Annotated in this window: 13 protein-coding genes and 1 riboswitch; of the genes, 7 read left to right on the forward strand and 6 right to left on the reverse strand. The window is 28.7% G+C overall.

Annotated features, from left to right (window positions below; translation table 11 throughout):
• Window positions 1-117: 117 nt before the first annotated feature.
• From X274_RS07990 to X274_RS08000, 3 genes are read right to left on the reverse strand one after another with little or no spacing between them, the layout of a single operon-like run.
• Window positions 118-1,248, reverse strand: a complete 1,131-nt coding sequence (locus X274_RS07990) for a membrane protein (RefSeq protein WP_047266310.1) — start codon at window positions 1,246-1,248, stop codon at window positions 118-120.
• Window positions 1,249-1,257: 9 nt separating this feature from the next.
• Entirely contained in the window at window positions 1,258-2,094 is an 837-nt protein-coding gene (locus tag X274_RS07995; RefSeq protein WP_047266311.1) for a succinate--CoA ligase subunit alpha, read from the reverse strand.
• Window positions 2,087-3,112: an ATP-grasp domain-containing protein gene (locus tag X274_RS08000; RefSeq protein WP_047266312.1), complete on the reverse strand. Its 1,026-nt coding sequence runs from the start codon at window positions 3,110-3,112 to the stop codon at window positions 2,087-2,089. The genes X274_RS07995 and X274_RS08000 overlap by 8 nt, the downstream gene beginning before the upstream one ends.
• A gap of 54 nt (window positions 3,113-3,166) precedes the next feature.
• Window positions 3,167-3,341: riboswitch (cobalamin riboswitch) on the reverse strand.
• A 256-nt stretch (window positions 3,342-3,597) separates the two neighbouring features.
• On the opposite strand from X274_RS08000, the gene cobU reads away from it, so the two are divergent.
• The 5 genes from cobU to lepA all read left to right on the forward strand — a co-directional run bounded on the left by cobU (window position 3,598) and on the right by lepA (window position 8,152).
• The gene (cobU, locus tag X274_RS08005) at window positions 3,598-4,158 is read left to right on the forward strand and encodes a bifunctional adenosylcobinamide kinase/adenosylcobinamide-phosphate guanylyltransferase (RefSeq protein ID WP_047266313.1); all 561 of its coding nucleotides are present in this window, start codon (window positions 3,598-3,600) and stop codon (window positions 4,156-4,158) included.
• Between the two features lie 11 nt (window positions 4,159-4,169).
• A complete protein-coding gene (gene cobS / locus X274_RS08010; protein WP_047266314.1) occupies window positions 4,170-4,904 on the forward strand; it encodes an adenosylcobinamide-GDP ribazoletransferase in 735 nt (244 codons plus the stop codon).
• Window positions 4,901-5,479, forward strand: coding sequence for an alpha-ribazole phosphatase (gene cobC, locus X274_RS08015; RefSeq protein WP_047266315.1), 579 nt, complete (start codon window positions 4,901-4,903; stop codon window positions 5,477-5,479). Before cobS ends, cobC begins: the two co-directional genes overlap by 4 nt.
• Before the next feature lie 22 nt (window positions 5,480-5,501).
• Window positions 5,502-6,236: an AIR synthase related protein gene (locus tag X274_RS08020; RefSeq protein ID WP_047266316.1), complete on the forward strand. Its 735-nt coding sequence runs from the start codon at window positions 5,502-5,504 to the stop codon at window positions 6,234-6,236.
• 95 nt (window positions 6,237-6,331) lie between these two features.
• Window positions 6,332-8,152, forward strand: a complete 1,821-nt coding sequence (gene lepA / locus X274_RS08025) for a translation elongation factor 4 (protein WP_047266317.1) — start codon at window positions 6,332-6,334, stop codon at window positions 8,150-8,152.
• 35 nt (window positions 8,153-8,187) lie between these two features.
• Here lepA and X274_RS08030 read toward each other — a convergent pair whose 3' ends face one another.
• Window positions 8,188-8,445, reverse strand: a complete 258-nt coding sequence (locus tag X274_RS08030; RefSeq protein ID WP_047266318.1) for a hypothetical protein — start codon at window positions 8,443-8,445, stop codon at window positions 8,188-8,190.
• Between the two features lie 4 nt (window positions 8,446-8,449).
• Entirely contained in the window at window positions 8,450-10,093 is a 1,644-nt protein-coding gene (locus tag X274_RS08035; RefSeq protein WP_047266319.1) for a radical SAM protein, read from the reverse strand.
• A 69-nt stretch (window positions 10,094-10,162) separates the two neighbouring features.
• Between X274_RS08035 and X274_RS08040 the strand changes: the two genes are divergently transcribed.
• A complete protein-coding gene (locus X274_RS08040) occupies window positions 10,163-12,547 on the forward strand; it encodes a hypothetical protein (RefSeq protein WP_047266320.1) in 2,385 nt (794 codons plus the stop codon).
• A gap of 47 nt (window positions 12,548-12,594) precedes the next feature.
• On the opposite strand, the gene X274_RS08045 is transcribed toward X274_RS08040, so the two are convergent.
• Window positions 12,595-13,980 carry a pyruvate carboxylase subunit B gene (locus tag X274_RS08045; RefSeq protein WP_047266321.1) on the reverse strand — a complete coding sequence of 462 codons (1,386 nt, stop codon included), beginning with the start codon at window positions 13,978-13,980 and terminating at the stop codon, window positions 12,595-12,597.
• Between the two features lie 346 nt (window positions 13,981-14,326).
• On the opposite strand from X274_RS08045, the gene X274_RS08050 reads away from it, so the two are divergent.
• Window positions 14,327-16,795, forward strand: coding sequence for an ATP-dependent Clp protease ATP-binding subunit (locus X274_RS08050; protein WP_047266322.1), 2,469 nt, complete (start codon window positions 14,327-14,329; stop codon window positions 16,793-16,795).
• Window positions 16,796-17,357 lie beyond the last annotated feature (562 nt).

Below are 17,357 nucleotides of genomic sequence, written 5' to 3' on the forward strand. Positions count from 1 at the left end.
TATAATTGTTTTTGTTGGTAAAAAAGCGAAATATATTGAGGAAGTAAAATGATTTAGGAAAATTAAAAGAGAAAAGACTTTTGTTATAAAAACATAATAATAAAGTGAGGAGTATCCTCACTTTATTATTATCAATATTTTATTAAAAATGACCATGCAAATAAGAGCAAAGGGGTATGTAGCGCCATAGCCTACTGCAACCTCTTCAGAATCATTGGCGTCTATTGCTGCTCCAAGCCCCGGAGTACTAGTCATTCCACCGCATATTGCTCCTGATAATATTATCCAGTTAATTTTCAATATATATTTTCCCACTATTACTCCTACAATTATAGCAATTGAAGCTATGATAGAGGAAAATAACATTAAATATAGCGTTTCAATATTTAAATTGCTTAAGGTTTTATAGCCAGACCTTAATCCTACAGAAGAAAGAAACATTAATAAACCAAATTCCTGTAAATTTTTCAAAATCATTTTATTCATTTTAAAGTTAAATATCCATATTTTCCCTATTGTTCCTAATATAAGAGAAGATAATAATATTCCACCTGTCATTCCCAATTTAAAAGAAATTACACCAAGATTAATATTAATGTTTCCAAATAATATTCCAATAATTATTACCAGCGAGTAACTTAAAAAATCAAAATTTTTTGCATCTTCTTTTTTTATATTGATTTCTCCAAGTAATTTTTTCTTTTCATCGTTGATATTTATTTTTAATATATAAGGTAATAAATACATAGAAAATATTACAGCCAGCACTCCGGGAATATATCCAAAAGAATATCCGGATATTATATCTTTTTCAAAATTAGGTGCTGTTTCTAACGCTGTTGCCAAACCAGGAGAACTTGTTAATGCACCAGAAAATAGTCCTATAAATGTGTATTTATTATTTGAAGATAAAATAAGTGTTGTTAAGAATCCAGATAAAGTTATAACAAATGCCATAATAATAAATTTAAAGCCATATTTTTTTATTATATGTTTTAAATCTTTAGACGCAATCAATCCAACAGATGATATAAATAAAATTAAAGAGAAAAGGAAAAATTGTTTAAAATCCTTGTTCATGGTGTTTATTATTTCTGGATTATTAGAAAACTGGCTGGTGGTATACCAGCCAATTAATAATCCACTAAACAAGGTTCCAGAACTACCCAATTTAAAGTTTTTTATTCGTATTTTCCCAATGAAAATTCCAGATAATATAGTTAAAAAAAGTAATATATATGTATTCATACATCCTCCTCATACTAATTCCGGTATATTTTTAATTACTTTTACCCCTAATTCTTTTAATTTTTTTTCTTTATATTCAATACTACCTTCATAACCATCTAAAATAGCTCCAGCATGTCCCATTCTCTTTCCTTTTGGTGCTGTTCTGCCTGCAAAAAATACTTTTATATCACCATTATAACCTTTTTTTAATGCATATTCAACACCATTTACTTCCTCATTTCCTCCAATTTCACCAATTACTATAACCTTTTTAATATTTTTATTCATTATATATTCCATTGCCTCAGCTACTGATGTACCTATTATTGGATCACCACCTAAACCTATACCAATTTTAATACCCGTTGAATATTTAGAAAGATAATTTGAAATTTCATACATTAAAGTTCCACTTCTTGATATCACTGCGATATCTCCAGGTTTAAACGCTTTCTCTGGCATTATTCCAATTTTTGAAATTCCAGGTAATATTACACCAGGACAATTAGGCCCTATTATTCTAACATTATTGTCTTTAGCAATATGATATACATCAAGCATATCCTGTTGAGGTATGTGCTCTGTAATAATAATTATTTTCTTTATTCCTGCATTTATTGCTTCAAAAATCGCATTTTTCGCATATAGTGCAGGAACAAATACTACAGAAGTATCTACACGATATTTATTCACTGCATCATACATATTGTTTAAAACTTCCACTCCATGCAATTTTTTTATTATATAATTTTTTGACACTCCACAAACAATATTAGCTCCATAATTTAACATTTTTTCTGTATGTAATCTGCCATATTTTCCTGTTATTCCCTGGACACATATTTTTTCTTTTCCATTAATCATGAATTCTCACCATCCTTACTGCATCTAAAATCATAGAATACATGTCTTCATAATAGCTTAATTCATTTTCTTTCAGTATTTTTTTTGCATTTTCCTCATTTGTTCCAGTTAATCGTATAAACAAATTAATTTCTGGATTTTGTTTTTTAAATTCTACTAAACCATTTGCAATTTCATCACACTTTGTTATACCGCCAAAAATATTTAATATAATTCTTTTTATTCCATTATCCTTTAATAAATTTAAAGCCTGTATTGTAATTTCTTTTTCTGCTCCTCCTCCAAGATCCAGAAAATCTGCTGGTTCTCCACCAGCTAATTTTACAGCATCCATCGTAGCCATAACTATTCCTGCACCACAACCAATTATGCCTATATCTCCATTTAATTTGACAAAATGAAAAGGATATTTTTCTTCTAAAAATTCCTTTACCCATTCTTGTCTAAATATAGCATTATCATCAAGATGCATTACGATATCAAGAGCATATATTACCCCTTCATTATCTTCAACCATTGGATTGATTTCTAATAAAGTTAAATCTTTTTCTCTAAATAATTTTCTTAGATTTGGTATAATTTTTTGTATTTTTTCTGGTAAAAACTCTTCGTAATTTTCAAAATTTAATTTTTTTATGCTATCTTTATTTTCTTCAATATCAATACCGCCATTTTCAGAATATAATATAATAATATCTTTTTTTTCTCTATCTAATACAAGAGAAATATAATATTCTTTTTCAAAAGGTATCATTTCTTCGATGAGAACACCATACGGTTTTTCACCTTTAATTTCCTTTTTTAACAGGACATTTGCTTTAGATATAAATTCATTTTTGTCTTTGGCAAATAATACACCACCAGCCTTCATACGACCTCCAACTAACACCTGTGACTTTAAAACTGCTGGTAAGAACTGAATCCTAATGTCGTTTTCTGATCTTATCAGATATGACGCTGGTACTTTAATTCCATATTCCTTTAGAAATTTTTTTCCTAAAAATTCCTGAATTTTCATACTGCCACCTCCTATAAAAATAAAAATTCTATCCCAATTGCCCTCGCAAATGGGATTGCTCTGGAATTAAAGGCAGGTCTCCCGACTTCTGGATCTTTCTACTTCCAGCGCCTTCCCGGTTTATACCAGTGGCTTTTGCTGGTTTCGTCCCCAGTTACGGTGGCGGGGCCGTGACGGATTTTCACCGTCTTCCCTATTAAGATTACTCACCTTTAATTCCGGAGGTATTTACTTTTCATTGTTATTGTATCATAGATGTACTACATTTTCAATTGTCAAAAATCCAGTATTTTTCATTATAAATTCGTAAATTCTGATGTGAGAATTAAAAGGCTTTCTTAAACTTTTAAATTCTAAAAATTTTAATACATTATAGACAGCCAAAAATTAAAATAAATAAACTATGTACTATTTGTGGTAAAATGAATACGTATTATTTAACAGGAATATTTCCTGTGGTGAATGGAAATTATAGGAGGTGTAATATGGCTAAAATTATTATGGTTACAGGTGGTGCAAGGAGTGGAAAAAGCACGTTTGCGCAAAAAATAGCAAAGAAATTTGGAAATAATATTTTATATATAGCAACAGCAATACCATTTGATGATGGAATGAGGGACAGAATAAAAAAACATAAAAATGCCAGACCAAAAGATTGGAAAACACTAGAACAGTTTAAAAATTTTGATAATTTATTAAATAATGAAGAATTTTTAATTTCAGACACAATTATTTTTGAGTGCATGACGTTAATGGTTTCAAATTTACTTTTGAAACACAATGTTGATTTTGATAAAATTGATTATAATAAAATAGATGAAATTGAAAAAGAGATTTTTGTTGAAGTAGAAAAGTTGATTAAAATTATAAAAATAAAAGAAAAAAATATGATTATAGTTACAAATGAAGTTGGAATGGGGATAGTTCCTTCATATAAATTAGGAAATATATTCAGAGATATTGCAGGAAGAATAAATCAATATTTAGCTAAGAATTCTGATGAAGTATATATAACAATATCTGGAATACCTTTAAAATTAAAGTAGTGGGGTGGATTATGAAAAGTATTATTTTAATAATAACTTTTTTTACAAGAATACCTATAAAATATAATTTTGAATTTAATGAAAAAGATTTTGCAAAAGGTATATTATTTTTACCACTATTAGGTCTCTTTATTGGTTTTTTTATGTATGTATTTTCAATATTTGAACCATATTTAGATAAGTCAATAATAATTTTAATGATATGGATATTTTATATATGGATAACAGGCGGTTTGCATATTGATGGTGTTGCAGATTCATTTGATGGAATTTTTAGTAACCGAAGTAAAGAACGAATTCTTGAAATTATGAGAGATAGTAGGATAGGAACATTTGGTGTGTTAGGGCTTTTTATGGTATTTGCCCCAGCTCTTTTGCTGAGTTATTATCTTGATTATAAATTTTTGATATTAACGCCTGCAATTGGTAGGATCTCTGCTATATTAGCAGCTTCTTTTAGTGAATATGCAAGAAAAGAACAGGGTATAGGTAATGTATTTATAGATAATTGTGGATTAAAAGAAGCGTTATTTTCGATGATTTTAATTTTAATAATATCAATTGTAATATTTAATAAATATATATTAATACCGATAATTTTGAGTTTTTTGATGGTTATATTAATAACGAAATATATAAAAAGCAAAATTGGCGGAATGACTGGTGATACAATAGGACTAATAATAGAATCCTCACAAAGTATATTTTTATTTTTATTATATATATTTAGAGGTGTTTTATCTTGAATTTAATATTGATAAGGCATGGTGAAACGGAAGCTAATGTAAAGAAAATATATAGTGGGTGGAGTGATTTTCCGTTAACAAAAAAAGGGAAGATACAAATAGAAATTATAAAAGAGAAAATAAGGGATAAGAAAATTGATAAAATATATTCCAGTCCTTTAAAAAGGTCATATTATACAGCTTTGGAAGTAGCAAAAATTTTTAATATTAAGGTTGAAAAAAGAGAAGAATTAAAAGAAATAAATTTTGGATATTTTGAAGGTAAAAACATAGAAACTATACAAAGAGAATACGAAAATGAGTATATTAAATGGATACGAGATTACAAGAATTTTATATTTCCAGGTGGAGAAAGTTTTATAGAATTTTATAATAGAGTTGTTAATTTTATTGAGAAAAAAAAGAATGAAAATAAAACATATTTAATAGTTTCACATTGTGGAGTAATTCGAATTATTATTGTTTATTTGCTTAGATTGGACATCGATAAAATGTGGAATTTTAGTTGTGATTTTGGCAGTCTAATAGAAATAGAATATAAAAACAATTTTGGAATTTTAAAAAAGATATGTTAAAGGTAAAGAAAAAGGTGGGTGTATGAAAATTAAAAAGTTTAGAGATTTGAGCATTATAGAACTGGATAAGAAAAAAGAAATAGTAATTGCCTGTGATTCTTCTGGAGCAATTGGAAATAAAGAAAAGGATATAGTTAAAGTTCCGCCTGAAATAGTTGGTTATTTTGGAGCTCATGTTGCACTATCTGAAATTATTGCGTATGGAGCACATCCTATTGCAATAGTAAACACTCTTTCAGTTGAAATGAATAATACAGGAAAAAAAATTTTAGAAGGTATAAAAAAAGCTGTAAAACCGTTAAAACTTGATATGGATAAAATAATCACGGGCAGTACAGAAGAAAACTTTCCTGTAATTCAAACAGGAATGGGAATAACAGTAATTGGTATAAAAAAAAGAAACATAAATTTTTTAACAGTTTCGGGAGATATAGCTTTAGTAATTGGAATTCCAAAGGTTGGTAAAGAAGTTGTTGGAAATAAAGATATTTTAACCATTTCTGAATTATTAAAGTTGAGGAATCTTAATTTCATACATGAAATTTTACCAGTTGGCTCAAAAGGATTATTGTATGAAGCGAATGAAATAGCAAAAACAGAAAATTTGAATTTTATTTTATCTAAAAATATTGTTTTAGATGTATATAAAAGTGCAGGACCTGCAACATGTGCAATTGTTACTTTGGAAAGAAATAATTATGAAAAAATAAAAGAGATCATTGATATACCTGTTAATTTAATTGGTGAATACATATAAATTTTTAATATATTAAAAGCTTAAAGCTATTCATTCGTCATATTTTTTAAAGAAAATTTTGATATAATAAGTAAAAAGTGTTTGGAGGTGTTTTTGTGTATAATCCGGAGCTGATTAGAAATATAAGCATAATTGCTCATATAGATCACGGAAAAACCACTCTTGTTGATAGAATACTGGAACTTACAAAAAGCGTTGAAAAAAGAAAGATGCATGACCAATATCTTGATATGATGGATATTGAACAGGAACGAGGTATAACCATAAAATCTCAACCTGTTAAAATTATGTATGATGCTAAAGATGGCAATACTTATGAAATAAATATAATAGATACTCCCGGTCATGTTGACTTTACATATGAAGTTTCAAGAAGTCTTGCGGCTTGTGAAGGAGCTGTATTGCTTGTTGATGCGTCACAAGGCGTAGAGGCTCAAACTGTTGCTAACACGTATCTCGCAATAGAAAACGATTTAGAAATAATTCCTGCAGTAAATAAAATAGATTTACCAAACGCCAACATTGAGGAAACATTAGCAGAAATTGAGGATTTAATAGGAATTTCAGGAGAAGAAGCGTTAAAAATTTCAGGGAAAACAGGAGAAGGTGTTGAAAACTTATTAGAAGAAATTATAAAAAGAATTCCTGCACCAACAACCAAAGGAACACATAATGATAAATTAAAGGCTTTGATATTTGATGCGAAATATGACAAATATAGAGGGGTTATTATTTATACAAGAATATTCAGTGGAACCGTAAAACCAGGAGATAAAATAATGACAATGTCAAATAAAGAAAAATATGAAGTTGTTGAAGTTGGTATATTTCACCCTGAAATGCAAAAAACAGATTCTCTGTCTGCTGGTGAGGTTGGATATATAATAGCTGGTATTAAAGATGTTGAATTAGCTCGTGTTGGAGATACTGTTACAAGTGCCAGTGACCCTGTAGATGAACCTCTTCCGGGGTATAAAGAAGTAAAGCCCATGGTATATGCAGGAATTTATCCCGGAGTACCGGATTACTATGAAGAATTACGAAAAGCTCTTGAAAAACTCAAATTAAATGATGCAGCTTTAACTTTTGTGCCAGAACATTCACCAGCATTGGGTTTTGGATTCAGATGTGGTTTTTTAGGACTTTTACATATGGATGTTGTAAGGGAAAGAATAGAAAGGGAATTTGAGCTGGCTATAATATTAACAGCACCTAATGTTGTGTATAAAGTTAAAACTAAAAATGGTGAAGAAATGGAAATCCATGACCCAACACAATTTCCGGATCAGGATTTGTTAGAAGAAGTCTATGAACCTTATGTAAAATTAGATATAATAACTCCAACAGAATATATGGGAGGATTAATGGGAGTAGTACAGAATGAAAAAAGAGGAGAATTTATCTCTGTGTCAAATGCTGGTAAAGATAGAGTTGTTATGCACTTCGAAGTTCCGCTTGGTGAGATAATATTTGACTTTTTTGATAGAATGAAAGCTATTAGTCGTGGTTATGCATCTATGGATTACGAATTAATTGGATATAGAAAATCTGATTTAATAAAAGTAACAATCTTAGTAAATAGAGAACCAGTTGAAGCATTATCTTTTATTGTACACAAAAGTAAAATGTATGAAGTTTCTAAAAAAATGGTGGAAAAATTAAAAGATTTAATACCAAAACATCAATTTGAAATACCAATTCAAGCAAAAGGCGATGGAAGGATAATCGCAAGATCAACCATAAAGGCTTACAGAAAAGATGTACTTGCTAAATGTTATGGTGGCGATATTACAAGAAAAATGAAATTGCTTGAAAAACAAAAAGAAGGAAAAAAGAGAATGAGACAAATTGGTAGGGTAACAATACCTCAAAATGCTTTTCTGGCAATATTAAAAATCAATGAAGAAGACAAATAAGCATTAAAAAAGCAACCCATCAGGGTTGCTTTTTTTCAATATTCAAAATCCATTCTTTGAACTTTTATCCCTTCAATTTTTGACAATTTCTCTTCTAAATCTCCCCATAAACTTTCATTCCCTGCTAATTCTAAAAGTATCAAACCTCTGTCGCTGCAATCATCATCAAATGCATCATGTAAGCCTAATCTTGTTTTTATAATACAACCAAACCCAGTGAGAAGCCTTTGAACTTCACCGGCTTCTTTTTTTCGATCGTGAATAAAAATACCAAGTACCCTAATCTTACCCATAAAATCACCCCCTGTTGATGAAATTGAGTTTATTTAAAATAGGTTTTATATTATTGTTCAGATTTTTTAGATCATTTAAATTCTTTATTGGTCTCATCAAAATAATATTTTCTGCTGTTTTTTTCCCTATACCATTAATTGCTGATAACTCTTCAATAGTAGCTGTATTAATATCAAAAGGTAATTTTAAAGCCGTAATTGATCTTGAGCCGTGATCTATTACAACACCATTCAATTTTTGGAAAATATCATATTTCCCTATTACTCCTGTTTTTATAGGATATGTTCCCAGCTGCCTTCCAAATGAAACTTTTCCCTGTATATCTTCTATTATTAAATTTTTTAATATACTGCCCACCGGGAAAACTTTTTTAAGCATTTCATTATTATACTCTTCCATATATTTTTTAAATTTTATAAAATCTTTTTTATGTTGTTTTGGTTTAATATTATATAATAATGTTCCTGGAAATGCCATTACCTGGCGAATATTAATTCTTCTAACTAGCAAATCTTCTTGCATAATTTTTTCCATATATTTTCTATTTATCTCAAAAGTATTTTTCGTTTCACCTATCAATCCAAATAATAGGTTTATACCGGGCAATAATTTTGGGATTCCATTTTCATCTCGTACTTTTCCAATTTCATTTACTATTCTTATAGCTTCTATAGCTTCCTCAGGCATAATATCAATTTTATTTTTTAATATAACCTCTTTATCAAATGATTCTATACCAAAAGAGAGAATATCTCCTGCAGTATTATACTTAACTATAATTTCCAGTATTTTTTTAATGTTGTTTTTATGTTTGATAATATATGCAGGGTTTGCATTGTCAGTATGAATAATATCCGCAATTTTTGACATTTCACTATATAATTCGTCAAATAGATATATATTTGGTTCTCCATTATTTAATAACGAACCATAAGCAAGAAAGTCCGCAGCTCTTCCAAATCTAAAATTCTTAACTCCTATCTTTGAAATAGATATTGCCTCATCCAATAGATTTTTTAAAGATCGTTCCCTATATTTTCCATTTATTAACGGTTCTGTACAGAAAGAACAAAAACCATTGGTTCTTTCGCATCCTCGTGACACATCCATTTCAACTATAATATCTGGATACCTTGGATGTTTTTTTAATATTTCAGCACCAAGAGGCGCTATTTTTGAAATTAAATCATAGTCAGATTTGTCCTTTAAATTGAAGTCATCAGAAATGGGATATTTAAACAGGAATTTTTCAATGTCTCCTTCTACTATATAATCTATATTATCTGATGCTATTTTTACTGCTCTTCTTCCGCCTGTTAATGTGTAGCCTTTTACAATTGGTCCGCCTAATACTCTTAATGGCTCTTTGTTTAAAGAGAATAATCTATTTATTTCACTTAAAGAAATTGGGGTTCCGCCAAGATAATGTCCAGGTACCGTAACACCAGCAATGATTATTAAATATTCGTAATTATTAAATGATTGCCACATTGTGCCTTTTCTAACTTGATCTATGGTATAATAATCAACGTCAATACCATGATAATACAATGCACCAGCAGCATATCTTATATATGGGGAAACATAGGGTGGAACACCTAAAATTGCCGGTTCATCAACATAACCATCAATAATAACAGCTTTCATAGTATTGCTCCTTTAGATAAATATATTTAGCATATTTTTATTATAGCATATTTTATTGGAGGTGTAAATGTGAAAAAATTTTTAGTAGTATTTTTTATGTTTCTAATAGCTTTAATATCTTATGGAGAAATGATTTACAACTTCTCTCAGAAAGCTTATGAAAAGGAAACAAAATATTTTAAATTTGTATTTGAAAAGGATTTATATCTATATTATGATGAATTAAAAAATGTTTCCGATAAATTATATGAAGATTATTCGGGATTTTATGATACAAACCCCGGTAGTATTACAGTTTTTATTTTTGATGATGTTGATTTTGTAAACGCTTTTGCCGTTCCTCAGGTTAATATTATCAGATTATATATAAATCCCCCTCAAGCAAAAATGGGATTGAGCACAAATGTTGAAAATTGGATTCCTTTTGTATTTTCTCATGAGTTAAACCATATATTTTATGGAAATATGACAAATAAATATATATCGTGGATTCCAGATAATATAATAAAAAAAATATTGATATCTTCATGGGAACCCAGCTATTTACATGAAGGTTTATCCATATATATGGAGAGTAAATATTTTAAAGGAAGATTTCAAAATGATTTGTTTAACATGTATTTAAAAGCCGAAGTATTATCCAAGGAATACCCTCGATATAGTCTTGGAAGTGGAGCATCAAAAGATATCTGGAGTCCTGCGGGTTTTAATTATATGTATGGAGCTATTTTCACAAAAGAAATTTCTGAAAAATATGGTGAAGATAAATTAAGAGAAATAATAAAAGATATAAATTCACATTTATTTTTCAGTACAATAAGCACATCGTTTGAAAGAGTTACAGATGAAAAATGGAACGACTTTTTATTATATATAAAAGTAAAATATAAAAACGAATATCTAGAGCTATTAAACAAAGGATATGATAGCGATTATAAAGCTTTAGATGATTCATACCATTATACTTCGAACCTTAAAACAGATGGCAATTACTTATATTATTACAAGCAATCTCCAGGAAAAAGAAGTGGTGTATATAAAGGAAATAAATTAATATTACCTGATATAAGAAATTTTGATATTTCAGATGATGGGAAAATCACATATATCACTCAGATCGAAAACATGAATTTATTATATTTAAAATGCGGCTGCCCTATATCAGATACTTTAATTGATAAAAGAGTTAAAACATTTAAATTTATTGATAATAATCGTATAGTATATACAAAAATAAATAATGGTTTAACCGCAATATTTATATGGGATTTAAGAGATTCAAAAATACGAAAAGTATTAGACTGGGGAAAATATATAGTAAATGACTTTTATTACTCAAATAATAAAATATATTTTTCCGGGAATATAAACAATCAAAATGATATTTATTATATTGATTTAAATAATTATGATTTAATACAAGTTACAAACGACAAATATACAGAAATGAATATATTCATAAAAAACAACAAATTATATTATACCGCAAATTATGAAGACAATATTTTTAATATTTATTCGCTGAATTTAAAAACAAAAAAATTGACGAAATTAACAAACCACATATATGGAGCCTTTTACCCGGTTGTTCTGAATGAAAATTTATATTTTTTATATTATAATGAAGAGGGATATCATTTATCCAGAATTAAAAATTCTGATTTAGCAAAAGAATCTAAAATTTTTATTTATAAACCGAAAAAAAAAGAACTGGATAATTATAATAAAAATTTTGAAATAAATAATGTTAATAAATACAAGGAGGGATTAAAATATGGAATCTTATTTCCATATATTGAAAATGATGACGTAGGGGTTATTTATGCCGCTATTAGCGAAGGTGTTAATTATGGAATAGGTGGAGGAATATTAACAGATTTTAATGAGATCATACCTGTTGTAGGAGTTTATCTTGACTATTATACTCAGAATTTCGCAAAATTCAAATATCAAAATAATAATATATATTCTGAAATAAATATATCAAAAAATTTCGAATTTTATTTGAAAAAGAAGAATTATTTAAATATTAATACTTTTTTCCAACTTGAAAACTCTAAATTTTTATCAAAAGATATTCAAATTAGTTTGACAAAAAAACCATATACAATAAATAATCAGAATTACTATGAGAATAACATATTATTTGGATATAGAGATAATAATTATTATATACAAACATCGACAGCATTTGATATAAAAACTCTAAAAATTGAACCTTATGTATATTATGATACAATAGGCAATATGATTTTAGGGACAAATATATCAAAAAAATTATGGAATCAATATTTTTCAATATTAGACGGGAAATATGGCTTTGATGGAATTAAAGTTTCTGGTGGTTATAGTTATAATTTAAGCAGTAAAAAATCTCTATGGAAACTCTCTATAATTACGGACTTTACAGCATTATATTGGTTGAATATACCTGTTCCTATATTTAATAAATAAATACATAAATTTATGTATAAAAAGAGGCTGCTAATAGCAGCCTCTTTTTATACAGGATATACACTTTCATCTTCTGAAAATTCTTCATTCTCTTCAACGAGGTCAAAATCAACCTGAATTTCTTTCTCGTATTTTTTCTTTAGATAATTTTTTCCAACTTCGCCAAATAAAATATAGGTTAATAAATCTTCATCATTCTCGGCTAATGCGCATATTTCTTCACGAGCTTTATTAATTTCAGGTTCCAGTAAATCTGCAGGTCGGCAGGTAATAGGTGTTTCGTTACCTAAAGCTTTTTTTAATAAATCTTCATTAACTGGGGCAGGTGGTTTTCCATACATTCCTTTTAAATAATTTTTTACTTCTTTTGTTATGGACTTATATCGTTCTTTATACATAACATTTAAAACAGCCTGAACGCCAACTATCTGACTTGTTGGGGTTACAAGAGGTGGATAACCAAGATCCTTTCTAACTCTTGGCACTTCCTTCAAAACATCATCTAATAAATGTATCATTTTTTGTGATTTTAATTGCGAAACGAGATTTGAGAACATCCCTCCAGGAATTTGTGCTTTTAATATTCTCGAATCTATAGAAACCATTCTCATATCGTTTTCAACATGATTATCTCTAACATTCCAGAAATGATGAGCTAAATCATATAATAAATCTGAATTCAAAGGTTCTCCAAGAGCAAAATTAAAAGGCTCCACCGCTGGTTGAGAACTCGCATTTGCAAACGGACTTAAAGCGGTATCAATGAAATCAACACCAGCGTCAATAGCTGCCTGATATGCAATTGATGCCATTCCGGCGGTGTTATGAGAATGCAATTCAATAGGTACATTAAACTTCTTTTTTAATTCTGAAATCAATTGATAGGACATTTTTGGAGTTAAGAGACCTGCCATGTCTTTGATAACAATTGAATCTACGCCTTTGTCTATCAATTCTTTAGCAAAACTCAAATAAAATTTCAGATTATGAACGGGACTTATTGTATAGGAAATAGCTCCCTGAACATGTATTTTTCTTTTTTTTGCAATTTCAATACTTTTTTCCAAATTCCTTATATCATTTAATGCATCGAATACCCTTATTATATCCATTCCGTAATCTGCAACTTTATTTATAAATAATTCCACCACATCATCAGCATAATTTCTATACCCAACAATATTCTGACCCCTTAAAAGCATTTGTATTCGTGTATTTTTTAACTTTTCTCTAATGATTTTCAATCTATTCCATGGATCTTCGTCTAAATATCTGATACAGGAATCGTAAGTAGCTCCACCCCATACCTCCATTGAATGAAATCCGATTTCGTCGAATTTATTTAAAACTGGCTCAAATTCATCTGTTCTCATTCTTGTGGCAATAATAGATTGTTGTCCGTCCCTTAAAGTGGTATCTACAAATTTTGTCATTTTTCCACCTCCAGAATAATTAAAACATTATTATTTTAAAAAACAGTTAAGAGTTGATTTTTAAAATATGTTAATTATGCTAATTAAAAAAACATTACCATTTCTAATTGTTATTATTTATCACTGTTTTTTATTTTTGTTAATATACACGAAACATTTAAGATGTAAAATTATCTTAGCAAATATATGTTAAGATTGCTTAAAAATATCTCGTGTTTGAACTTTTTTAAAAAATTCAAGTCTAAAAAAGCGGAGTTTGCGGAAAATTATTTTTTTAAAAAGTCTTTAGCAAATATAAGTTACGATTGCTAAAAATAAAATTTAAAAATATATGGAGGTGAATGAAATGATGAATCCAAAAAATTTCACAGAAAAGGCACTGGAAATAATAGAAAACGCCAGAACTCTTGCAAATGGTTATGGCACAAACATAGTAACTCCGGAACATATAACTCTTTCTATACTCGATAGCGATGATGAATATGTAAAAAGAATATTTGAGACTATAAACGTTGAAGCTATTCGGGAGAATATTGAAAATGAATTAGAGGAAAATGTTCAATATTCATATGGGGGAATGAGAGATAACAGAGTATATATTTCTCCAACATTGGAAAGAATATTTGAAATAGCCAAAAGCGAATCAAGAAAAACAAAACACAAATTAATAACAACATTGCATTTATTACTGGCTATTATGCTTGAAGGAACATCTTATTCTGCAAAATTATTTTCAAAATATGGATTAACAACAAATGAAATATATGAAGAACTCAAGAATATAAAAGTCACAAAAGAGGGAACGGAAGAGAATGTAGCTGATGTTTTAGCTCAATTTACAATTGATTTGACAAAAATGGCTGAAGAAAAAAAATTAATGCCTGTAATTGGTAGAGATCTTGAAATTCAAAGAACTATAGAAATATTAAGCAGAAAAACAAAAAACAATCCTGTTTTAGTTGGTGATCCGGGTGTTGGTAAAACAGCCATTGTAGAAGGTTTGGCGCAAAGAATTATAAAAGGAGCTGTTCCTGATGCGTTAATAGAAAAAAGAATATTACAACTTGATATGGGAAGATTATTAGCAGGTGCAAAATTTAGAGGAGAATTTGAAGAAAGATTAAAAAATGTTATAGATGAAGTTAAAAAACAGGGAGATAAAATTATCCTTTTTATAGATGAATTACATACAATAATTGGAGCGGGAAAAGCTGAAGGTAATTCGATGGATGCAGCAAATATGTTAAAACCAGATTTAGCTCGTGGTGAATTACGTGTTATAGGAGCTACAACGCTTGATGAATATAGGCAATATATAGAAAAAGATAAGGCATTAGCCAGAAGGTTTCAACCAGTACAGGTAGATGAGCCAAATGAGGAAGATGCTATTGCAATTTTAAGAGGATTAAAGGAAACTTTTGAAAAACATCATAATGTTGTTATAGATGATAGCGCAGTAGTTGCGGCGGTAAAATTATCTCATAGATATATAACAGATAGATTCTTGCCAGACAAAGCTATAGATTTGATAGATGAAGCATCTGCTAAAGCAAGATTAGAAAAAAGTTCAAAGTTATCTAACATAAAAAAATTAGAATATGAAATTAAAGAATTAGAAGAAGAAATTAATGAATTAACTGTTAAAGGTGAGTACGAAAAGGCAGCATTAAAAAAGAAGGATTTATTCGAATTAGAAAAACAGATAGAAGAGTTGAAAAAACAATATGAAACTGAAAAAGATAAAGAAGATGAAGAGGTTATTGTTGATGAGGATAGAATAGCAGAAGTTATAGAAAAATGGACAGGTATTCCTGCAAAAAAGATGCTCGAAGAAGAAAGAGAAAAACTTCTAAATCTCGAAAAAGAATTACACAAACGGGTTGTAGGTCAAGAAGAAGCTATTATCAAAGTTTCACAACATGTAAGAAAAGCAAGAGCTGGATTAAAAGACCCAACAAGACCTATAGGCTCTTTCTTATTTCTTGGACCAACAGGTGTTGGTAAAACAGAACTTGCCAAATCTTTAGCAGAAGTATTATTTGATACAGAGGAAGCATTAATTAGAATTGATATGTCTGAATATATGGAAAAACATGCTGTTTCAAGACTAATAGGCTCACCTCCGGGATATGTAGGATATGAACAGGGAGGTCAATTAACAGAAGCAGTAAGAAGAAAACCATATTCTGTAATTCTCATTGATGAAATAGAAAAAGCTCATCCTGATGTTTTCAATATTCTATTACAAGTACTTGATGACGGAAGGCTAACAGATGGAAAAGGTAATACAGTAGATTTTAGAAATACCATTATTATTATGACAAGTAATATTGGTTCAGAAAATATATTAAATAAATTAGAAAATAGAGGGAAGTTAGGATTCGTAAATGAGGAAGAAAGGTTAAACGAAGAAAAGGATATGGAAAAAATTGTCAGAGAAGAATTAAAGAAATATTTTAGACCAGAATTCTTAAACAGATTAGATGAAATAGTTGTATTTAAACCTCTATCTGTTGATGAAGTTAAAGAAATTGTTGGTATAATGATGAGAAGATTGGAAGAAAGACTGAAAGAAAAGGATTTAGAATTAATGATAACAGAAAATGCAAAAGAGTATATTGCCAGAAAAGGTTATGATAGAATATTTGGAGCAAGACCTTTGAGAAGGGTAATCGAAAGGGAAATCGAAATGGAATTAGCGAATATGATTATTGCAGGAAAGATTCCTCCAAAGAGTAAAGTGATAATAGATCTGGACAAAGATAAATTAAATATAAGAGTTGGAAAAGGTGAAATAAAAACCAAAAAAGATTAAGGGATGCGCAAGCACCCCTTAATTTTTTTTGTAGCCATTTTTAAGCATAGATAATTGTTTAAAATGATATCAGATTAAATGTTAAAATTATAAACTTCCTATCATATTTAGATATTCTAGGCTGTCTAAAAAGTCTCAAATGAAACGAAGACTCGAAGATTGCCCTTACACGCTTACAGCGGGTAATTGGAAAAATAATTTTTATTATATAATTATAAATTATTATATAATTATAAATCCTTTTCCCTTAGATTTTTTATACCTAAAAAATCTAAGCGTAAATGAAAGCCGTCAAAATTACATGGAAGTAATTTTGAGCGAAACAATACACGATGTATTGTTTGAGCGACGGCTGAGAATGAATAATTTTAAGGATTAGCAATCAAGCTGTCTGAGTGAATTTGACTTTTTAGACAATCTATTTAGATATTCTAATTATATTAATTTTTTAGAAGTGTTTTAGGGATAGCCTAAGTGGGTGTATTAGCGTTCCTTTTTTTATGGTATAATGTTTTTGAAGAAAAAATATAATAAAGACACTAATACTTTATATAAGAATCGG

Origin of the sequence: Marinitoga sp. 1155, from assembly GCF_001021175.1 — a bacterium.
In the GTDB taxonomy this organism is placed as follows: Bacteria; Thermotogota; Thermotogae; order Petrotogales; family Petrotogaceae; genus Marinitoga.